This window comes from Aureimonas sp. AU22 (assembly GCF_001463745.1).
Lineage (GTDB): Bacteria > Pseudomonadota > Alphaproteobacteria > Rhizobiales > Rhizobiaceae > Aureimonas.
Genome location: NZ_BBWJ01000034.1, coordinates 1 through 20412, shown reverse-complemented (window position 1 = coordinate 20412; position 20412 = coordinate 1). Strand labels below are relative to the sequence as shown.

At 67.9% G+C, this 20412-nt stretch carries 20 protein-coding genes and 2 tRNA genes; 12 read left to right on the top strand and 10 right to left on the bottom strand.

Translation table 11 applies throughout. The features are described 5' to 3' along the window. The first annotated feature begins 8 nt into the window (after positions 1-8). The 3 genes from AUL34_RS11850 to AUL34_RS11840 all read left to right on the top strand — a co-directional run bounded on the left by AUL34_RS11850 (position 9) and on the right by AUL34_RS11840 (position 3436). On the top strand, positions 9-1067 hold the full coding sequence (locus tag AUL34_RS11850) for a CsgG/HfaB family protein (RefSeq protein WP_061934027.1): 1059 nt from the start codon (positions 9-11) through the stop codon (positions 1065-1067). A 121-nt stretch (positions 1068-1188) separates the two neighbouring features. Continuing rightward, the gene (locus tag AUL34_RS11845; RefSeq protein WP_061934025.1) at positions 1189-2028 is read left to right on the top strand and encodes a hypothetical protein; all 840 of its coding nucleotides are present in this window, start codon (positions 1189-1191) and stop codon (positions 2026-2028) included. Positions 2029-2206: 178 nt separating this feature from the next. Continuing rightward, entirely contained in the window at positions 2207-3436 is a 1230-nt protein-coding gene (locus AUL34_RS11840; RefSeq protein WP_061934023.1) for an outer membrane protein, read from the top strand. 131 nt (positions 3437-3567) lie between these two features. On the opposite strand, the gene AUL34_RS11835 is transcribed toward AUL34_RS11840, so the two are convergent. Further along, positions 3568-4524: a DMT family transporter gene (locus tag AUL34_RS11835; RefSeq protein WP_061934021.1), complete on the bottom strand. Its 957-nt coding sequence runs from the start codon at positions 4522-4524 to the stop codon at positions 3568-3570. A 121-nt stretch (positions 4525-4645) separates the two neighbouring features. Further along, a complete protein-coding gene (locus tag AUL34_RS11830) occupies positions 4646-5221 on the bottom strand; it encodes a DNA-3-methyladenine glycosylase (RefSeq protein ID WP_061934019.1) in 576 nt (191 codons plus the stop codon). Between the two features lie 140 nt (positions 5222-5361). Between AUL34_RS11830 and AUL34_RS11825 the strand changes: the two genes are divergently transcribed. From AUL34_RS11825 to AUL34_RS11815, 3 genes are all read left to right on the top strand, one after another. Further along, a tRNA-Met gene (locus tag AUL34_RS11825) sits at positions 5362-5438 on the top strand. A 144-nt stretch (positions 5439-5582) separates the two neighbouring features. Then, a complete protein-coding gene (locus AUL34_RS11820) occupies positions 5583-7517 on the top strand; it encodes a bifunctional diguanylate cyclase/phosphodiesterase (RefSeq protein ID WP_061934018.1) in 1935 nt (644 codons plus the stop codon). Positions 7518-7585: 68 nt separating this feature from the next. Further along, positions 7586-8539, top strand: coding sequence for a Gfo/Idh/MocA family protein (locus AUL34_RS11815; RefSeq protein ID WP_061934015.1), 954 nt, complete (start codon positions 7586-7588; stop codon positions 8537-8539). Between the two features lie 4 nt (positions 8540-8543). On the opposite strand, the gene mnmA is transcribed toward AUL34_RS11815, so the two are convergent. After that, a complete protein-coding gene (gene mnmA, locus AUL34_RS11810; protein WP_061934013.1) occupies positions 8544-9716 on the bottom strand; it encodes a tRNA 2-thiouridine(34) synthase MnmA in 1173 nt (390 codons plus the stop codon). A gap of 251 nt (positions 9717-9967) precedes the next feature. Here mnmA and AUL34_RS11805 point away from each other — a divergent pair, with 251 nt between their 5' ends. Beyond that, positions 9968-10258: a DUF1153 domain-containing protein gene (locus tag AUL34_RS11805; protein ID WP_061934010.1), complete on the top strand. Its 291-nt coding sequence runs from the start codon at positions 9968-9970 to the stop codon at positions 10256-10258. A 161-nt stretch (positions 10259-10419) separates the two neighbouring features. Here the strand turns inward: AUL34_RS11805 and AUL34_RS11800 are convergent, their stop codons facing one another. Then, a complete protein-coding gene (locus tag AUL34_RS11800) occupies positions 10420-10779 on the bottom strand; it encodes a flagellar export protein FliJ (protein ID WP_061934009.1) in 360 nt (119 codons plus the stop codon). Positions 10780-11157: 378 nt separating this feature from the next. On the opposite strand from AUL34_RS11800, the gene ctrA reads away from it, so the two are divergent. Then, a complete protein-coding gene (gene ctrA / locus AUL34_RS11795) occupies positions 11158-11853 on the top strand; it encodes a response regulator transcription factor CtrA (protein ID WP_061934008.1) in 696 nt (231 codons plus the stop codon). A gap of 73 nt (positions 11854-11926) precedes the next feature. Here the strand turns inward: ctrA and AUL34_RS11790 are convergent, their stop codons facing one another. Continuing rightward, positions 11927-12319 carry a response regulator gene (locus AUL34_RS11790; protein ID WP_061934006.1) on the bottom strand — a complete coding sequence of 131 codons (393 nt, stop codon included), beginning with the start codon at positions 12317-12319 and terminating at the stop codon, positions 11927-11929. Positions 12320-12420: 101 nt separating this feature from the next. Then, positions 12421-13104 carry a histidine phosphotransferase ChpT gene (gene chpT / locus AUL34_RS11785; RefSeq protein WP_061934004.1) on the bottom strand — a complete coding sequence of 228 codons (684 nt, stop codon included), beginning with the start codon at positions 13102-13104 and terminating at the stop codon, positions 12421-12423. A 254-nt stretch (positions 13105-13358) separates the two neighbouring features. Between chpT and AUL34_RS11780 the strand changes: the two genes are divergently transcribed. Together AUL34_RS11780 and AUL34_RS11775 are read left to right on the top strand one after the other, a co-directional pair. Beyond that, entirely contained in the window at positions 13359-13955 is a 597-nt protein-coding gene (locus AUL34_RS11780; protein WP_061934107.1) for a DUF1134 domain-containing protein, read from the top strand. A gap of 196 nt (positions 13956-14151) precedes the next feature. Further along, the gene (locus AUL34_RS11775; RefSeq protein ID WP_061934002.1) at positions 14152-15171 is read left to right on the top strand and encodes a hypothetical protein; all 1020 of its coding nucleotides are present in this window, start codon (positions 14152-14154) and stop codon (positions 15169-15171) included. Here AUL34_RS11775 and AUL34_RS11770 read toward each other — a convergent pair. The 3 genes from AUL34_RS11770 to AUL34_RS22265 all read right to left on the bottom strand — a co-directional run bounded on the left by AUL34_RS11770 (position 15110) and on the right by AUL34_RS22265 (position 16599). After that, positions 15110-15949: a TrmH family RNA methyltransferase gene (locus tag AUL34_RS11770; RefSeq protein ID WP_061934105.1), complete on the bottom strand. Its 840-nt coding sequence runs from the start codon at positions 15947-15949 to the stop codon at positions 15110-15112. The two genes, AUL34_RS11775 and AUL34_RS11770, sit on opposite strands and share 62 nt — an antisense overlap. Positions 15950-16088: 139 nt before the next feature. Next, positions 16089-16163: transfer RNA gene (locus AUL34_RS11765), tRNA-Glu, on the bottom strand. A 58-nt stretch (positions 16164-16221) separates the two neighbouring features. Then, a complete protein-coding gene (locus AUL34_RS22265) occupies positions 16222-16599 on the bottom strand; it encodes a hypothetical protein (RefSeq protein WP_061934000.1) in 378 nt (125 codons plus the stop codon). Positions 16600-16626: 27 nt separating this feature from the next. Here AUL34_RS22265 and AUL34_RS11755 point away from each other — a divergent pair, with 27 nt between their 5' ends. Together AUL34_RS11755 and rpoH are read left to right on the top strand one after the other, a co-directional pair. Further along, on the top strand, positions 16627-17655 hold the full coding sequence (locus AUL34_RS11755; protein ID WP_061933998.1) for an RluA family pseudouridine synthase: 1029 nt from the start codon (positions 16627-16629) through the stop codon (positions 17653-17655). A gap of 198 nt (positions 17656-17853) precedes the next feature. Further along, entirely contained in the window at positions 17854-18765 is a 912-nt protein-coding gene (gene rpoH, locus AUL34_RS11750; protein ID WP_061933996.1) for an RNA polymerase sigma factor RpoH, read from the top strand. Positions 18766-18852: 87 nt separating this feature from the next. Here rpoH and AUL34_RS22585 read toward each other — a convergent pair. Beyond that, positions 18853-20412: hypothetical protein (locus AUL34_RS22585; RefSeq protein ID WP_061933993.1), on the bottom strand; the 1560-nt coding region annotated here is incomplete at its 5' end.

The following is a 20412-nucleotide window of genomic DNA, read 5'->3' as shown; positions in this document are numbered from 1 at the left end:
GTCCCCTGATGCGTCGCTCGCTCGTCTCGTCGCTTCTCTGCCTCGCCCTTCTGTCGGGCTGCGCCGGGGCACCCGGTGTCGCGGGCTCCACCAGCAACGCGAAGCTCGTTCAGGGGCCGCCGATCAGCGACATCGTCACACCGTTCGACAAGGCGCTGACCTGTCTGAACGGGCGGATCGCGCGGAACCTTGTGTTCTCGGTCGGCGCGGTCCTCGACCAGACCGGCAAGGAAAGCTTCACCGACGGCGGCGTCGGCAAGTTCGTCACGCAGGGCGCCGGCGACATGATCCAGTCGGCGCTGTTCAAGGCGGGTGCGACGGTGGTGAACCGGCGCGACCCCCGCGTGATGACCACGGAAGCCGAATGGCGGATCCGCGACACCTCGCGCCAGATCCCGTCGAACTTCTACATCACCGGGTCGATCAATTCGCTGGATTTCATCCCCGGGAGCGGAGCGGAAGTCGAGGTCGGCGGCGTCGGCGTGAAGTACCGTCAGAACCGCATTCTGATCGGTCTCGATCTGGCGATGACGGACGCCAACAGCGGGCTGATCGTCGCCAACGTGCCGCTCCAGAAGCAGATCTTCTCGTCCGAGGCGGGGATCGGGGTCGGCCGGTTCATCGGAGATCAGCTGACCAGCATCGATTTCGGCGGCCGCGAACGCGAGGCCATCCACTTCGCGCTGCGTCAGATGCTCAACCTCTCGACGTTCGAACTGCTGACGCAGGTGATGAACGCGAACAATTTCGCCGATTGCCGCGAGTACGTCGATCGCGGGCACGGCTATGTCGACCACACCAAGACGGCCGAAGCCGTGAAGGCGCTGGCGACGTCGAAGGCCGCCGCGAAGGCGGTGGGCGCTCTGCCTCCGGGTGTCGCAGGTCCCATTCCCTCGGCCGGTGCCGCCGCGAGGATGCCTCAGCCACAGGCTGCTGCGCCCGCAACGCCGGCCGCAGCGCAGAAGGAGAAGCCCTATGCCGGCGCCAGCGGAAACTTCGCAGGCAGCAACGGCAGCGGCGAGGACACGAGCGCGCAGGCCAAGGCGCAGGCCATCCTGACGCAATGAGGAATTCGACGGGACGCTGCAATCGTCCCGCCGAGAGACAGGCTCTCGAAAAACCCTGTCCAATCATCGAGACGACCGACAGGGAGCCGGACGATCTCGGGCAACAAGCTGGAGCTATCAAATGAAGACCCTACTCGCAATCGGCGCCTCGGCGTTCGTCATGGGCCTCGCCACGGTCGGCGGTGCCCAGGCCCAGTCGCTCTCCGACGCGATCGGCGCCAACCTGATCGGCCTTCAGGGCACCTTCGCCAACGGCAACTGGGCGAACCAGGCCGTCAACGTCGGCACGATCAACGGCGGCATCGTTCTCGGCCAGACCGGCGCCGAGACCCTCGCGAACATCGACGCGCCGACCCTGAACATCAATCTCGAGGCTGCAGCCGGCGGCGGCCTGACCCTCGCTCCTCCAGCCCTGTCGATCGCCGCGGGCGCTGAACTGGAACTCGGCCTGGACCTCGGCGCGACGTCGACGGCGGTCCGCACCATCGGTGAGATCGCCAGCTCCGCCGAGATCGCCACCACGGTCGTCGGCGCCCTGAACACGGGCGACGTCGCATCGGCGGTTTCGTCGACCGCCTTGCGCGCCAGCAACTCCACCACCGCCGCCACGGGCAGCCTGAGCACCTCGGTCGGCTCGGCGACTTCCGCCGCCGCCAACACGTCGAACACGGCATCGTCCGCGACGGCCTCGCAGCTCACCTCTCTGACGCTCGAAGGCCCGTCCACGACGGTGACCGCGGCCACGGAGGCGCTGACCAACGGCCCGCTCACCGACCTCTATGCCAGCAACCTCGCCTACAACGTGGGCGAAATCACCGGCAACGTCGCGGCGATTGCCAACAGCATGGATCTCGCCGGCGTGTCGACGACCGTCGTCGGTGCCCTGAACACCGGCACGATCTCGATGGGCTTCGACGGATCGGCCTTCAATCAGGCCATCACGGCCGACCTGCCGAACTAAGGCGATCCAAGTCCCGGGAGGCGGTGCGCCGCTCCGCCTCCCGACCTCCGATCCCATGTGCCGCCACCTCCGGCCCGCGCCGGCGGATGGGTCGGTGCGGCCTCGACACCCTCAGGACCCAAGATACCGGCGGACCATCAATGACGTCGGACACAACCAAACGACTGGAGCTGATGTCATGAAGAAACTCCTCCTCGCGCTGACGGCCAGCGCGATCGCCGGTCCGGCCTTCGCGGCCGACATCGTCGACTATCCGCCGGAGCCCCCTCCGGTCGCCGTTCTCGCTCCGGCCTTCTCCTGGACCGGTCTCTATGTCGGCGGTCAGGCAGGTGGCTCCTTCAACGGCGGCTCGTCGAACATGCCGTCGAGCTTCGTCTTCGTCCCCGGCATCGCTGCATCGCCCGGGCGCGAAGCGCTGCCACCCACCCCGTTCATTCCCGGCAGCCCCGGCAGCCCCGCCATCCCCGGCACCCCTGGTTCGCCGGGAACGCCAGGTACCCCTGGCACGCCTGCCGTGTTCGGAACCCTGGAATATTCCTGCACGGGCGCGGCCGTCGGGGGCATCGCGGCCGGTAGTTGCGCCGTCGAATATCCCGATGGCACGGACGGCATCCTGACCGCGGAAGAGCTCTCCGCCGCCTATGCGGCCGTTGGCGGCGTGGGCGCCCTTGCCGCGGCGGGCCAGTTCCAGACTATTGTGACACCAGCCCAGCCCGGAACGCCCGGCACTCCGGCCGTGCCAGCGACCCCCGGCACCCCGGCGGTCCCGGCAACCCCGGATACGCCCGCGACCGCCGGCTCGCCCGCCGTCGCCCCGACGCCCGGCCGGCCAGCCCAGACCTACGCCTACGATTTCGGCGCCAACCATCGCTCCTACTCCGAGGACGACGACAGCTTCGCCGGCGGCGGCCACGTGGGCTACAACTTCGCGCTCGGCGATGCGCTCGGCGGGCAGGCCTTCGTGCTCGGCGTCGTCGGCGACCTGTCCTATGTCGACATCACCAAGAGCGCGGGCATCACCAACGGCGTGGACACGATCGGGGCGTCGCGCGAGCTCGACTACCTCGCCACCGTGCGCCTCAAGGGCGGCGTCGGCCTCGACCGCTTCCTCGTCTACGGCACGGGCGGCGTCGCCTTCGGCAACGTCGAGACCACGATCGTCAACACGCCATTCGGCCTGGCGGCCAGCGACGACGACACGCGCGTCGGATACGCCGTGGGCGCCGGCACCGATTACGCGGTGACCGACAACCTGATCCTCGGGCTCGAGTACCTGTACACCGACCTCGGATCGACCGATTCCGAACTGGTGATCCCGCTCGCCGACGGGTCGACGCTGACGACGAAGTCCGACGACGACTTCGACTTCCACACGGTCTGGGCCAAGGCCTCGTTCCGCTTCAACTGATCCGCCCGTTCGGTCCTCGGCACTGACGTTCTGCCGCCGGAGACCGAATGCGGGGACGGGATCGCCTGCCCGGTTCCGTCTCCGCCCCCACCGCCGGCCCGCTCACGCGGGTCGGCGGTTTCGTTTGCGCGTCAGTCCTTCGCGCGCGGCACCTGGACGTCGTCGGGCGCGCCGACCATGCCCGCCGCGCCTTCCGCGGTCACACCGGCCTTCAACCGTTGCTCGCGCAGGAAGATGAAGACCCCGGATGCCGTGATGATCGCAGCGCCGACCAGCATCGAGACGCGCGGGGTCTCGTCGAAGAACACGGCGCCGAACAGGAGCGCCCAGACGATCAGCGTGTACTGGTAGGGCACCACGGTCGAGGCCGGCGCCAGGAGAAGCGAACGGTTCACCGCGGAGTGCGCGGCCATCGCGACGATGCCCAACAGGAACAGGAAGCCGAGGTCGAAGGCGGACGGCGTCACCCACTGCATCGGCGCCAGAAGAGCCCCGAACATGAGCGCCGCGACCGTCTGCCAGGTGATCAGCGTCGTTTCCCCAGCGCCGGCCAGGATGCGCGTCGTGATCATCAGGAGCGCGTAGCAGAAGCTCCCGGCCACCGCGATCAGCGCGGGCCAGCCGGCGCTGGCGAGATCCGGCCCCAGCGCGATCAAGACGCCGCCGAAACCGATCAGCACCGCGCTCCAGCGTACCCAGCCGACCCGCTCCTTCAGGATCAGCGCCGAGAGCGCCGTCACGTAGATCGGGCCGGCGAGATAGAAGGTCATGACGTTGGCGAGCGGCAGATAGCTCAGCGCCCAGTAGAAGAAGCCGGTCTCCATTGCCGAACCGGCGGCGCGCAGGACATGAAGCCCTGGCCGCGCCGGCCGCACGATGCTGCCCGGCCGGGCGCGAAGGACGAAGGGAGCCAGGAGCAGGAGTGCCGAAACGCTGCGCAACAGGAGAACCTGGCCAACCGAATAGGTGCCGACCAGCCACTTGCCCATCGCGTCGTTGACGGAGAACATGAAGCAGCCGAGCAGCATGAAGCAAACGCCCAGAAGGGCCGCCTTTCTGGGGTAGGAAGCGCTGGTTAGCGTCGACATGGAGACTCGCTGGTCGCTGGCTGCGGTGGCTTCCCTCCGGGTTACAGGGCGCCGCCCGCAGCGTCCATGCCGAACGCGCGAACGCATCGTTTCCGCCGGTTTCGGTGCCGGCATGCGGCCCTCAGGAGGACACGGCGCGCATGGGTCGACTGAGGAAGCGGGAGCCTGCGAGACCGAAGCGCCAGGGCATGTCGACCGCCTTGCTGATGCCGATCCGCGGCCCGGCCGACACCTCGACAGGTCCGCTCGCGGGACGCAGGGCGAAGGGTGGCTTGTCGAGGGCGAGGCCGTCCTGCCCCCCGTCGATGCCGAGCGCCTGGGTCAGTCGTCCCGGGCCGGAGCAGAGCAGCCGCGGATCCGACGTGCCGCGCCGCGTCGCCATGGCGTCCAGCCCCTCCAGCGGCTCCAGCGCGCGCACGAGCACGGCGCTGCCGGGTTCAACGGCGTGGCAGACGACGTTGAGGCACCAGTGCATTCCATAGGACCGGTAGACGTAGGCGCAGCCGACGGGGCCGAACATCGCGCGGTTGCGCGGCGTCATCCCGCGGAACGAATGCGAGGCGGGATCGTCGGCCCGGTAGGCTTCCGTCTCGACGATCCGCCCGCCCGCACCCGCGAAAAAGAGCTCCGCGCCGATCAGTGTCCGGGCGAGCGTCACCGCATCCGCATCGAAGAAACCATCCGGCAGCCCCTGCATGCACCCTCGTCCCGCAAACCCTCGGCACCCCATACGCGACTCGTCTTGACAGGCGCGGCGAAGCGTCCGTATATCGCCCCGAACTCGCCGTTCAACAACGGCGGGCGCTTTGGATGTGGCAAGGGCCGACCATCCGTCATGGCAGTGTAGCTCAGTTGGTGAGAGCGCCGGATTCATAACCCGGAGGTCGGCAGTTCAAATCTGCCCACTGCTACCAAACTTCTTTCGGCTGGATGATCGGGGCGCCGGAAGCTGCCGAGCTTCATGGGTCGTGGCTGTGCGTTTTCGATCGCCTCGCAGAACACAATCCTAAGACCTCTTTTCTATCGTCGGCCGCGTCATGGAAGACGCCGGGCGGTCGATGTTCCTCAGAGCGATACAGTGGCTGACACTCTCGTCGGTCGATCCTCACCTGGCGGAGAAGCAGTTCCTCGAGCTGCGGTCGCAGGTTCCCCTGCTCTATGCGCTTCTCGGCGTCAACGCGCTGGCGCTCGGTTACACCCATCACGGCGTTGCCCCCGACTGGATGTCGATCTGGGTGCCGGGCGCGCTGGCGCTCATTGGCATCTTTCGTGCCGTCGCCTGGCTCCGCTACGATCGAAGGGGTTTCGACCACGCCGCGATCCTGACGATCCTGCGGCGCACGACCGTGCTCGGCTGCCTCATCTCGGTCGCCTACATCACTTGGTCGCTGAAGCTCACCGACTACGGCGGACCGGACGAGCGGGCGCATGTGGCCATGTTCGTCGGGATCACGGTGATCGGGTGCATCTTCTGCCTCAGCCATCTCCCGCAAGCCGCGATCCTGGTCGCGGTCGCCACCACGATCCCCTACCTCGCGTTCTACACGCTGGTGTTCGAGAGCACCGTCTACAAGGCGATCGCGCTCAACATCGTTCTCGTGACGCTCGTGGTGATGCGGGTCCTGATGAACGGGTTCTCCGCCTTCGCAACGCTCGTGCGCTCGCAAAGCGAGACCGTGCGGCTCAATCGCGAGGTCACGGTCCTCGCGCATACCGACATGCTCACCGGCCTGCCCAACCGCCGTCTCTTCTTCGCCGACCTGGAACGGCGGATGAAGGAGTGCGGCGGGACGAACGGGCCGCTTTCGCTCGGCGTCATCGACCTCGATCGGTTCAAGGCGGCCAACGACACCTACGGCCATATCGTGGGCGACCTGATCCTCGCCGAGGTGGGCGCGCGGCTGGCGTCGGAATTCGACAACCGCGGCGGTGTCGCACGCCTGGGCGGCGATGAATTCGCGTTCGTGATCGAGGCCGACGGCGAGACGGCGATCGCTCTGATGACCGGTGTCTGCCAGCGGCTGTCGGCGCCCTATGTCGCCGACGACGTCACGATCTCCATCGGCGCATCCTGCGGCATCGCGACCACCGAGGGATCGGCGGGCGGCGCTTCGGCGCTCTACGAACGGGCGGACTATGCCCTTTACACATCGAAGAGCACGCGCCGCGGATTGCCGACGCTCTACTCGGCGGCCCACGAGGCGGCCGTCCGCTCGGATCGCGCCATCGAGGCCGCGCTCCAAGCGGCCGATCTCGACCGGGAATTCGTGATCCATCTCCAGCCCGTGGTGGATACGCGCACGCACGCCGTCACCGCGGTGGAAGCGCTCGCACGCTGGACGTCGCCGACGCTCGGATCCGTCAGCCCGGCCGTCTTCGTGCCCGTCGCGGAACGAACGGGCATCGTCCATCGACTGACGGTCAAGCTCTTCGAACTGACGCTCGCGGCGGCGAAGGACCTGCCGGCCTCCATCACGGTGTGCTTCAACCTGTCGGCCCACGACCTGACGTCGCACGGGACGATCCTGTCGCTCGTATCGGCCCTTCGCCAGTCCGGCGTCGCGCCCTCGCGCATCGTCTTCGAACTGACGGAAACCGCGATGCTGCGCGACTTCGGCGCCGCCCGCGAGGCGCTCGGCATGCTGAGCGCCATGGGCGCGCAGGTCGCCATCGACGACTTCGGCACCGGGCACGCCAGCCTCAGCTATCTCCGGGAACTGCCGATCGGCCGGGTGAAGATCGACCGCAGCTTCGTGTCCGGCGAGAAGGCGTTGGCGCGTCGCGACCTGCTCGGCGCCGTGATCGCCATGTGCCGGTCGCTGGACCTGCCGTGCGTCGCCGAAGGCGTCGAGACCGACGAGCAGATGGCCTTCCTGAGTTCGGCGGGCTGCGATGCTCTGCAAGGCTACCTCATCGCGCGGCCGATGCCGCCCGCCGATATGATCGAGTGGATGAAGGGCCTGCCCGCCGACCGTTCGGCGCGCAGCGCCTGACCCCGCCCTTGCGGCTCTCCCTTCGCGAAGCTAGGCAACGCGCTTGAGAGAATGCCGATGGAGCTGTCATGACACCGCGCGTTGCCGTCGTCGGCTGTGGACAATGGGGTCAGAACCATGTCCGCACGCTGAAGGAGATCGGGGCGCTCGCCGCCCTGTCAGACCAATCCGCGCAGAAGGCCGCCGCCCTGTCGGAGCGCTTCGCGGTCCCGGCCGTCACCCTCGACGCGCTTCTCGACGATCCCGGGATCGATGCGCTGGTGCTGGCCCTGCCGCCGTCGCTGCATGGCCCGACCGCGCGCCGCGCATTCGCCGCCGGCAAGGACGTCCTGATCGAGAAGCCGATCGGCCTCGACCCGGCCGACGCGGCGCTGACCGCCGAGGCGGCGAGCGAGGCCGGCCGCATCCTGATGGTCGGGCACGTCCTGCGCTTCCACCCCGTGTTCGAGCGTCTGGACGCGGCCGTCGCTGAGGGCCGTGTCGGAACGGTGCGGCACATCATTTCGACGCGCCTCGGTCTCGGGCGCTTCCTCGGCATGGATGCGGTCTGGGATCTCGCGCCGCACGACCTGTCGCTCGTACTGCAGATCGCGGGCGAACATCCCTCCGGTATCGAAACGCTCCGCCGCACGGTGCTCAGCGACGAAACCGACGTCGCCGACATCGCCCTTCGATTCCCATCGGGCATCGGCGCGGAGATCCACGTCTCGCGCGTCTCGCCGTTCCGCGACCGGCGCTTCTCGGTGGTCGGCACCGAGGGCATGCTGACCTTCGACGATCTGGCCCCGGAGGGACAGAAGCTCGCCTTCCACGGGCATCGCGTCTGGCGCGACGGCGCGGCTTTCGCCTTCCAATCGGCGGATGCGGATTATCTCGACACCGAACCCGGCCTGCCGCTGGATCGCGAGCTTCGCCATTTCCTCGAATGCGTCGCCACGCGCCAAGCCCCGCGCACCGGCGCGGACGAGGCGGTCGAGACCGTGCGCATCCTGGAGGCCGCCTCGCCCCGCAAAACGGCCTGAGGCGTCAGGCGACGAGGCTCTCGCCGGCCGCCACCGCCGGCAGCGCCCGCTCGGTGCGCGCGATCACACCGCCGCCGAGTACCTGCGCCCCCTCCCCTTCGCCGGCATAGAAGACGCAGGCCTGGCCGGGCGAGACGCCGTCCTCGCCGGTCAGAAGCTCCACCACCGGCACGCCGTCCGCCCCACCGAAAAGGCGGGCGGGCGCGGGCGGGCGGGTGGAGCGAATGCGGACGAAAAGGTCGATGCCGTCCTCGCCTGGGCGCGGCATCGGTGCGGAACCCAGCCAGTTGACCGCGCGAAGCCCCAGGCGTCGCGTTTCCAGCGCCGAGCGGGGACCGACGGTGACGCGGTTCGCGCCGGCATCGATGCCGACGACGTAGAGCGGCTCGCCCGAGGCGATGCCAAGGCCACGCCGCTGGCCGATGGTGAAGTGCACGATGCCTTCGTGGCGACCGAGCGATCGGCCGTCGAGATGCACGATCTCCCCGGGCTCTCCGGCTTCGGGCCGCAGCCGCGAGATGACGTCGCTGTAGCGGCCCTTGGCGACGAAGCAGATGTCCTGGCTGTCGGGCTTGGAGGCGACGCCGAGCGAAAGCCGGGCCGCGATCTCGCGCGTCTCCGGCTTGGTCAGCCGCCCGAGGGGAAAGCGCAGGAAGTCGATCTGCTCCTGCGTCGTCGCATACAGGAAGTAGCTCTGGTCGCGGTCGAGGTCGGCGGGGCGGTAGAGGCTGCGATGCGCGCCGTTGGGACGAGACAGGATGTAATGCCCCGTCGCCAGAGCGTCGGCGCCGAGATCGCGCGCGGTGGCCAGGAGGTCGCGGAACTTGACCGTCTGGTTGCAGGCGACGCACGGGATCGGCGTCTCGCCCGCCAGGTAGCTTTCGGCGAACGGGTTGATGACCGCCTCGCGGAACCGCTCCTCGTAGTCGAGGACGTAGTGCGGAATGCCGACGATCTCGGCCGTGCGACGCGCGTCGGCGATGTCCTGCCCGGCGCAGCAGGCGCCCGCGCGCTTCGGGGTAGCGCCGCCGTCGTAGAGCTGGAGCGTGATTCCGACGACGTCGTAGCCCTCCGCCTTCAGGATGGCGGCGGTGACCGACGAATCGACGCCGCCCGACATGGCGACCACGACGCGCGTGTCGGCGGGCGCCTTCGGCAAGTCGAGGCTGTTCAGCATGGAAGGCAAACTCGGCTGCGCCGGACGATCCGGCAGGTATGCGCCTCTTTTAATCCGGCCGCGCCGACGTGCCAACCTTTCGGCAATCCCGGCGTTTCCGGCGGCGGATCGCCGGCGCAAGCATAACTTGGGCTGCGGCCAAGCTTGATTCAACCTGTTATCGAATTGCTAATAACGGCTTAGCGGAATGTTTAGAGCCGCTGGTCTAGCTTGGCATGGCGATTAGGTCTTTGCGTAATGTAGAGAGTTCAATGACCGATCAGGTTAGACCAAGAGTGAAATACGTCATTGGACCCGATGGGAGTCCGCTGACGATCGCCGACCTGCCACCCTCGAACACGAGGCGTTGGGTGATCCGTCGCAAGGCGGAAGTGGTCGCGGCGGTGCGCGGCGGGCTTCTCAGCCTCGACGAAGCCTGTTCGCGATACACCCTGACCGTCGAAGAGTTTCTGTCGTGGCAGGCCTCTATCGACAGCCATGGCCTTGCAGGCCTGCGCACCACGCAGCTGCAGGAATACCGCAAGAAGATCGATTTTCACTGATCGATCGCCCGGCGGCGAGATGACGAGAGGTCGGCCCGAAAGGTGCCGGCCTTTTTTCTTGGGCTCGCGACGCGTGGCAGAAAACTCGGCGCACGAAAAAGGGCCCGGGCGATTTTTCGCGCCGGGCCCTTTCGATAGGGGTGTACCGCTGTCCTGGAGGGTCAGGCCACGGCGGTCCGCCGCTCCTCCCCCGCATCGCGCTGCTCGAGCTTCTCGGCGTTGACCAGTTCGGCCTCCGCTTCCTCCAGCGCGATTCGCGCGGCGTTCATCTGGATGCGCAGATCGCCGGCCGAATTCGTGAGGTTGTCGCGGCGGGTGCGCGCGGCCTTTGCGAAGGTCGGGTAGGCGAAATGAGCGAGGTCCGTGATGCCGGACTTCTTCTCTTCGCTGGCGATCTGGGCGTCGAGCTCGCCGGCCATCCGCTCGAACTCGTTGAGCATCATCTGCAGCTGGTCGGCTTGCCTGCGCTTCTCGGCAACCTTGAAGCGCGCCAGCCGAACCAGGTTGTCACGTTTGGCCATGACGCCCTCATCTCCTGTGTTCCATAGAGGCTCTCAACATGAACCCCCGTTTCGCGAAGCGTCTGCGGCTTCAGGCAAGCCTCGGCGGCTACACCTTAACCGTCTGTTTACGCGCGCCGTTAATCATAGCCACGGATCATTTAAGGCAGGGTAAACCGATCAGGTTCAAGTCGAAGGGAGGGAGCAACGTGTTTTCAGTCACCGATGCCACACAGCTTCGCCGCGATGCGAACACAGATCGAAAGACTCGGTTGATTAAAGGATTTGGGCGGAAGGCATTGTTAACCATTTACGGGCACGATGCGTTCTAGCTCCAAGACGAACTCCAACCTAGTCGGACGACTCGCCCCGGCCGGGCTGATGCAGAGGATTTAACTGATGCGCGTTCTTTTGATTGAGGATGACAGCGCGATCGCGCAGAGCATCGAACTCATGCTGAAGTCCGAGAGCTTCAACGTCTACACGACGGACCTCGGCGAAGAGGGCGTGGATCTCGGGAAGCTTTACGATTACGACATCATCCTTCTCGACCTGAACCTGCCCGACATGTCGGGTTACGAGGTGCTGCGGACGCTGCGTCTTGCCAAGGTCAAGACCCCGATCCTGATCCTGTCCGGCATGGCCGGCATCGAGGACAAGGTCCGCGGCCTCGGTTTCGGCGCCGACGACTACATGACCAAGCCCTTCCACAAGGACGAGCTGGTCGCCCGCATCCACGCCATCGTGCGCCGCTCGAAGGGCCATGCCCAGTCGGTCATCGTCACCGGCGACCTCACCGTGAACCTCGACGCCAAGACGGTCGAGGTCAACGGACAGCGGGTCCACCTGACGGGCAAGGAATACGCCATGCTGGAGCTGCTTTCGCTCCGCAAGGGCACGACGCTCACCAAGGAAATGTTCCTGAACCACCTCTATGGCGGCATGGACGAGCCCGAGTTGAAGATCATCGACGTCTTCATCTGCAAGCTGCGCAAGAAGCTGGCCACCGCCACCGAAGGCAAGAACTACATCGAGACCGTCTGGGGCCGTGGCTACGTGCTCCGCGAGCCCGAAGCGGACACCCGCGCCGCCTGATCCGACAGCCGACAGCATCGCATCGCCAGGCCCGCCTCCCCTCAAGGGAACGGCGGGCTTTGGCGCGTCCGGGTCATGCGGCGACGGGCGTGGCCGCCTGAACGAACGGACCGACCCATTCGAGCAGCGATGCGCGGTCGAAGGGACGGAAGATGAAGCCGTCGGCGCCGGCGCGCTTGGCGCGGGTCATGGTGCCGAGATTGGACTCCACCAGGGAGACGAGGATCTTGGCTTTAGCCGTCCTCGGATCGGCCCGCAGGGCGCGAACCGACGCGTCCACCGTGGTGTTCTGCAAAGAGGCCGAAACCAGCACCAGTACCGGAGCAGCAGCGCCGGGCTCGGCCAGGAGCCGCGCCGCCCCCGCCACGCTCTCGGCGCCGACCGTCGTCAGGTCGATCCCCGTCAGGATGCGGGCGGCGACCTTGGCGACGATGCTGGATTCGTCGATCACCAGGCAGGTTGTCATGGCACGGCTCCCGCTCGACCCGGACCTCGAGGCCCGGCGTATGGGAGAGACCCTAGCAGTCGATCTTTAGGGAGCGGTTCACGGAGACGCCTAGCGATCCGTCAACGCGATCCGTCGATTTCGACCGACTGTTCCGGCTCCGCAGCCGTGGCGGCGGGCTCGACGTGGAAGGTCACTTCCTCGTCGCCTTGGTCCAGGCGAACGGAGAGGCCGGCCTCGCGGGCGAGCAGCAGCGCGTAATAGGGCTGGATCGCATGGGCGTCGATCGATTCCGGCACCGCTTCGCCGGCCAGAAGCTCGCGGAACTTCGCCGGCACGCGCAGCGGCTTGCCGCGCGCGGCGATGGTGAAGCGGGCGACCGGCTCCAGCTGCTCGATCGTCACGTCGACCTCGCGCCCGCGCGGCACGGAGGCGTTGGCGACGACGAGGAGATTGAGCACCAGCTTGGCGATGTTCTTCGGAACATAGGCACGCTCGCCCGTCCACTGCAGGTTGGCCTTCTCGAAGGACATCCAGCCCTCGGCCACCGACTTGGCGTCGCCCATGTCGATCTGGGCAGTGGACGAGCCGGACGCGCCATAGGCGATGCGCGCGAACTGGAGCTTGGCGACGGCGCTCTTCGTGGAGGAGCGCACCAGGGCCATTGACTCCGGATCGTCCGGCATGTCGTCCAGAAGCTCGAGCCCGCTCTGGATCGCGCCGACGGGCGAGATGATGTCGTGGCAGAGGCGGCTGGCCAGGAGAGCCGCTAGATCCGGCGCGGACAAGGCGGGCAGGTTCGACATCGGCGTTCCGTCCTGGTTAACATTCGATGAAAATGCGACATGACCGGCCTATCACGCCGGCCCGCCCGGCCGCGAGGCCAAGGCGCCTCCCGGTCGTCCTTTCCGTCGCCTGTGGCATCCGAACGACACCTGCCGTAACGGCAGGCGGCTCTCGTTAGGAAAGCGGAAACCATGGAGCGCGCAAGTTGTGGAGGAGACCGTCGCCCCGTCGCCTGATGCGCGCGGGTCGCCAGAGCTTTCGGAAGGATTTCCCGATGAACCGCATGACCCGGTCGGTCCGCCGCCTCGCCTTCGCCGCTCTCGCCGCCACGGCGCTACCGGCGACCCTCGCCTTGACGACCATGCCGGCTGCCGCGCAGGCGCAGAGCGGCGGCTACACGATGGAAGAGATCGTCGGCGAAGGGCACCGCTTCTTCGGCGCGACGGCGGGCGGGCTTGCCACCGTGATCGAACGCGCCTTCCAGGAGCGCGGCCTTCCCAACGGCTACATCCTCGGCGAGGAGGGCTCCGGCGCCTTCATCGGCGGCTTGCGCTTCGGCGAGGGCACGCTTTTCACGAAGAACGCGGGCGAGCATCGCATCTACTGGCAGGGGCCATCCATCGGCTTCGACGCCGGCGGCGACGGCGCGCGCACCATGATGCTGGTCTACAACCTTCCGTCCGTCGAAGGCGTCTACGGTCGCTTCATCGGCATGAGCGGCAGCGCCTACCTGGTCGGCGGCGTCGGCATGACCTTCCTGCAGCGCGACGCCATCACCCTCGTCCCGATTCGCACGGGCCTCGGCGCTCGGCTTGGCGTCAATGTCGGCTATCTCAAGCTGACCCCGAACGCGACCTGGAACCCGTTCTGAGGCAGGGTTGCCAGCCTGCGAATGCTGCGGCGATCCTCGCCGGAATGGCGCCCCGACCCTGCCTTGCGATGCTCTAGGCAGGGCGCACCGGATTGACGTAAGACAATCGGATGCGGCCTTCGCGGGCTGGCGACCGGGCCTCTCCCCGAGGAAGCCCGGTCGATAGGCAGGTGCCAGGCACGAGGTCGACTGTTCCATGATCGCAACCGCGCTCGTCTTCGCACTCGGCGCCCTCGTCGCCAGTTTCGTCGCCCTCGTCTTCGCCCCCGTCCTCTGGAGCAACGCCCAACGGCTCGCCCGGCGAGAGTTCCAGGCATCGATCCCCACATCCGTGCGAGAGATGCAGGGCGAGATCGACGCCGCCCGCGCACGCGCCGCCTTCGAGATGCGCAAGGACGCGCTGCATCAGCGCGCGGCGCACGAGAAGGCCGTTCGCGAGCGGGCCGAGGCCGGGCGTGCGATCCTGGAGAACGGCCAGCTTCTTGCCCGTCAGGCCGACCTGACGCGGCAGATCGAGGAAGGCTCGGGCCGAACCCGTCGGCTCGAAGAGGAGCTCAAAGCGCTCACCGCCGAGCGTGACGTCCTTCTGGCGGCGCGCCAGGACCTGGGCATGCGGCTGGATCGGCGCGAAGCGGAACTGGCCGGTCTCTCCAGCAAGCATCAAGCTCTCAGCGAACGCTTCGACGAACAGCGCTTCCGCCTCGCCAGCGCGGAGGCGCGGCTTGCGGATCTCGCAGCCCCCCTCCGGGCGCAAACCACCGGAGCGGCATCATTTACTACCGCGGCTGCCTCCTCCGCTGGGCAAACAACGACAGTGGCGGTCGCCCCGACTTCGAAGTCCGGCAACGAGATCGCCCTGCCGCCCCCGGCATCGGCGCCCGCAACCGACGCCAAAGGCGTGGCACCATCGACCGGCAGCAGCCGCTTGCGGGCGGCCATCGCGCGCACGGGCGGGGCCAAACCCACGAATGCCGATCATGCCGAGATCCGCGAGCGCATCGGCGACATTGCGGCGCGCGTGATCCATGATCGCATCAAAGTCGAGGGCAAGGATTCCTCGCTTGCCCGCATCATCGCCGAGGCGCCGCCCGCGCAAGGAGGCGAGCCGCTCCTCGCCGACCGGGTTCGCCGGCTTCAGGCGGACGAGGCGCCGGTCAAGGCTGCGGCGCAAACCCCAAATGGTGCAGGACGACCGCGGCGGAAGTCGCGACGTTGAGGCTGTCGAGCCCTGGTGCCATCTCGATGCGCACCGGCCGGCAGCGATCCATCACGCCCTCGCTCAGCCCCGCCCCCTCGGCGCCGAGAAACAGAGCGCGCGGGGTCTTGTCGCGAATCGAACAAAGAGGCTCGGTGGCACCGGGCGTCAGCGCCAGACATTCGAAGCCGAGCGAGGCGAGACGCTCCGCGATCGCTTCCGCGCCACCCCAGCGCGCGAAGGGCACGGTGAACACCGTTCCGACCGAAACCCGGATCGCCTTTCGATAGAGGGGGTCGCAGGCGCGCTCGTCGAGGATCACGGCGCCGGCGCCGAACGCCGCGGCGTTGCGGAAGATCGCGCCCATGTTGTCGTGGTTGGAGAGGCCGCAGGCGACGACGACGCTGCCGCTTGCCGCCAGCGTCGCAGCCAAGGCCGCATCGAGATCGGTCGTGGCCGCCGGTGAGACGGGTTCTGCAAGGGCCATGACACCGCGATGCACGGGAAAGCCCGCGATCCGGTCGAAGACGTCCCGCTCGGCACGATAGACCGGCGTTTCCCGCGGCAGAGCGCCGAGGCGCGGCGCAAGACCCGCCAACCGCTCGCGCAGCACCAGAAGCGCCACCGGCCGGAAGCGGTGCGAGGCGAGGATCTGATCGAGCACCACCGCCCCTTCAGCGATGAACTGACCGTGCCGCGTGAGGTCGCGCTCACGCACGTCGCGAAAGGCTGCGATGCGCTGGTCGTCGGGATCGGTGATGTCGATGACGGCGCCAGAGCCCGCCCACGTCTCTTCCATCGCCATGCCGTCCCGCCCTCTCCTCGCAGCGGACACGGCGCCCGCTCCGCCTGATCCGACGAACCGAGCCCGCACGCAAGGGATGGTCGCGGCAGAAAACCGGCAGCAAGTTCGAACCAGATATCGGAAGGAAGAAAACTGGTACGCCCAAGGGGAATCGAACCCCTGTTTGCGCCGTGAGAGGGCGCCGTCCTAACCGCTAGACGATGGGCGCGAACCAGTGATCGGGTGTATAGTCGGCCCCTTCCGGATTGGCAAGCGGATTCTGCAGGTCAGTTCGCGCCTTCGGCGGCCGGCGCCGCATCCGTCGCCGCGATCGGGTAACGCGAGGCCACGGCGCCGCTGGCGAGGTCGAGAAGCAGGAGGTCCTGCCCCCCGTCGGCCCGCTCCACGGTGAGAAGCGCCTGGTCTCCGTCCAGCGTGGCGTTTGTGATTCGCGCGCCCGCACCGATCGCCACCGGGGGCAGCGTGCCGCCGGCACGACGGCTGCCCTCGCCGTCGGAGGTGCGATAGACAACGGCACTCAGAACCGCGATAAGCCCGACGAACAGGACGGCGATCGAAACGCCCAGCAGGCGGACCATTTTGCGCCGCACCTTCTCGAAGGCCGGATCGGGCGGTACGCCGTCGTTGTCTAGGTTTCCCGTCACGTTCTTCCCGCGCCGCTGGAGTGTCAGATGTCGATCGTTGGTACAGGGGGAGACGAAACGGACGCAAGCGAGTTCGTCGTCTCGGAGCAGGAAGCCGGACGACGGCTCGACCAGTTCCTGGCCACCGCGCTCGGCGGCGAGTTGTCGCGCTCGCGCCTGCAGTCCCTCATCGAGGACGGTCAGGTGCGCGTCGACGAGACGCCCGTGCTCCTTCCCAAGCGCAAGGTCGCGGCGGGCGAGACGGTGCGGCTCGCGGTGCCCGAGCCCGAGGCGCCCGAACCCGTGGCCGAAGACATCCCGCTCGCGATCCTCTACGAGGACGAACACCTCGTGGTCCTCGACAAGCCGGCGGGGCTGGTGGTCCATCCCGGCCCCGGCAACTGGACCGGCACGCTCGTCAACGCCCTCCTCTTCCATTGCGGCGACACGCTGTCGGGCATCGGCGGGGTGAAGCGGCCGGGCATCGTCCACCGTCTCGACAAGGAGACGAGCGGCGTCATGGTCGTGGCGAAGTCCGACGCCGCCCATCGCTCGCTCGCCAAGCAGTTCGCGGCCCACGGGCAGGACGGCAAGATGGAGCGCGCCTACCAAGCCGTGGTCTGGGGCGTGCCCTCGCGCCCCGTCGGCACGGTCGAAGCCTCTCTCGGTCGGTCCAATTCTGATCGCACCAAACGCCAGGTCGTCAAGGACGGGCGGCCGGACGCCCGCCATGCGGTCACGCATTTCGAGGTGCTGGAGCGGTTCGGCACCGAAGGCGCCAACGCCGCGCTGATCGCCTGCGTCCTCGAAACCGGACGCACCCACCAGATCCGCGTCCACATGAGCCATATCGGCCATCCCTTGATCGGCGACGAGGTCTACGGCGCGCACTTCCGCACCAAGTCGAAGAAGCTCGGCGAAGTGGGCGATGTGGTCGCGGCCTTTCCCCGTCAGGCGCTTCACGCTTTCCGCCTCGCCTTCGAGCATCCCGTGAGTGGAGAGCCGATGGAGTTCGAGACAGAGTTGCCGGACGACATGCAGGAACTTCTGGAAGCGCTCGCCCGTTTGGAAGGCTGAGACGCCCGCGACCACGACGAGGCCGCACGCTTCGACGCGTGCCTTCTGTGAACGAAATGTAACCTTCGTTTGCCCCAGTCGGGCCGTGTAATCCGGGCATAGAGTCACCATATCGAAGCTCGGCGGACTGCGCCTTCAGGGCGTCCGCAGCCGATCGGCTCGGAAAAACGAGCGATCAGGGCAGAAGGAGGGTTCCATATGGCGAGAGCCAATCTTCCCAGCATCGCGTCGGGCGAAGGCGGTCTGAGCCGCTACCTCGACGAGATCCGGCGTTTCCCGATGCTGGAACCGAACGAAGAATACATGCTGGCCAAGCGTTATGCCGAGCACGACGACCGCGACGCGGCGGGCAAGCTGGTGACGAGCCATCTGCGCCTCGTGGCGAAGATCGCGATGGGCTATCGCGGCTACGGCCTGCCGATCGGCGAGGTCGTGTCCGAGGGCAATGTCGGGCTGATGCAGGCGGTCAAGCGCTTCGACGCCGACCGCGGCTTCCGCCTGGCGACCTATGCGATGTGGTGGATCAAGGCTTCGATCCAGGAATACATCCTGCGGTCCTGGAGCCTCGTGAAGATGGGCACCACGGCCAACCAGAAGCGCCTGTTCTTCAACCTGCGCAAGATGAAGAGCCGCATTCAGGCGCTCGACGAGGGCGACCTGCGGCCCGATCAGGTGCAGCAGATCGCCACCTCGCTCGGCGTGTCCGAGGAAGAGGTCGTGTCGATGAACCGCCGCCTGTCGGGCGATGCGTCGCTGAACGCTCCGATCCGTGCGACCGAAGGCGAATCCGGCGAGTGGCAGGACTGGCTGGTCGATCAGTCGGAAAGCCAGGAGGACGTTCTCGTCGAGCAGGACGAGCTTCAGCAGCGCCGCGGCATGCTGCACCGGGCGATGGACGTGCTCAACGACCGCGAGCGTCGGATCTTCGAGGCGCGCCGGCTGGCGGAAGACCCGCTGACGCTGGAAGCCCTGTCCGGCGAGTTCGACATCAGCCGAGAGCGAGTGCGCCAGATCGAGGTGCGCGCGTTCGAGAAGGTGCAGAAGGCCGTGCAGGACACGGCCGAAGCCACGCGCCGCTCGCTCCGCGTCGTCGAGGACGCGCACGCCTGACGGCGGGCCGTCCAGGGCTATGAAACAACGAAGGGCCGGTCTCCCGCGAGACCGGCCTTTCTTTCGTCTGGAGAGGCGGAAGGCGGCTCAGGTGCGCCCGTTCCAGGCCTCGATCGCCTCGCGGAACACACGCTCGCCCGGAATGCCCTTCTCGATCGACATCAGCGCGCGCTGGCCGGACGCGTAGGCGATCGGGATGTCGATCCACTCCTGGCTGCCGAGCAGCGCGAGATTGCTTTGAACGGCCTGCGGCAGGTCGTTCAGCGCGATGATGAAGAACCCGTCCGAGATTTTGCCGGCGACACCGATCAAGGGCTCGCCGCGCGCCTGTTCGGTCGGCTTCAGCGCCAGACGCTGGACGTTTTCGATCTGTCCGCCGGGGAAACCGGCCGGGGTGTCGAACATGATCTCGATCACGTGGCTGGCGGGCAGCGTCGTGTCGGCGTTGCGACGGATCGTCAGGGTCATTTTCAGGTTGGTGTCGGGCACGTCCACGACGGCGCGGATCGCCGGTTCCGCCGCCTGACCGTCGGCGGGCGGCTCGCTGGCGAGGCTCCAGACGACGTTGCCGTTCTGCTGGCTGCCTTCGCGATCGGCCGAACGCTCCTCGTAGAACACGGCGCGCTGACCGACCGGCACGGTGCCGGACGCCACCGCTGGTGCACCGGCCGGCGCCTGCGGTGCGGTTGTCGCGCTCGGCGCAGCCGGCGTCTCGGCGGGGGTCGTCGCAGTGGGCGGCGGTGATTCCGGAGGTGCCGATATGGTGGCGGTCGCGACGTTCGTGCCTTCTTCGAAGGCGTTGGGTGCGCTGGCGCCCGGGCCTTCGTCGACCTCGGAACCATCGGGCAAGAGGCGCTGCGTGAACTGACGCCCGCCCGGCGCCGGCGGCGTCGTGGCAGGGGTCGCGGGTGCGGTGTCCGTGACGACGCCGCTCGGCGGCGCCGCCGTTTCGGGCGCCGTGCCGCCGACGGGCGCGGCGGCTTCCCCGCTGTCGGTGGTCTGGCCGGGGGCGGTGCCCGCAGGTACGGAAGCTGTCTGCGGAGACCCGAGCACCACCGAGCGGATGTCGTCGAGATACACCCAACCGAGTGCGCCGAGTCCAATCAGCGCGACCACCGCCACGCCCGCGAGAAGCGGCGGGCGGCTGCGTGCGGCCTGGCGACGGGGCGCATAGCGGGGCGCCGCAAGATCGGCCTCGGGGATGCCCGACAGCATGGCGCCGGGCGAAGGTGTGCCCGTTCGCGCGTCGGCGGACGCCGGCACCGGGCTGGCCGGTCGAAGCGCCCCGCGCCCGATGCGCGGCTCGCCGGCGGTCGTCGCATCGGCCTGCGGCCGACGCTCGCGCGCGGAAGGGGGAGCGGAGGCGGGCGTTTCGGCGGCCGGGCCGACCACGCCGACAAGCGGAGCCTCGTCTTCGGCAGGATGGCTGTCGCGGCGAGACGGCTCGGGCGATCGCGGCTCGGCACGCGGTGCCGTGCGCTCGGCACGCAGCGGTTCGGTAGGTGCCTCGGGCGCGCGATAGGCGGCGCCGTGCGGCGGCTGGCTACCCGGCACCCCAAGCGGCGCGCCGGGCTCTGCGCTGCGCGCCGTCGGCGTCGCGCGTGGGAAGCTTGGCGCCGGCGGGCGCGGGGCGGCGCGCTCGGGCGC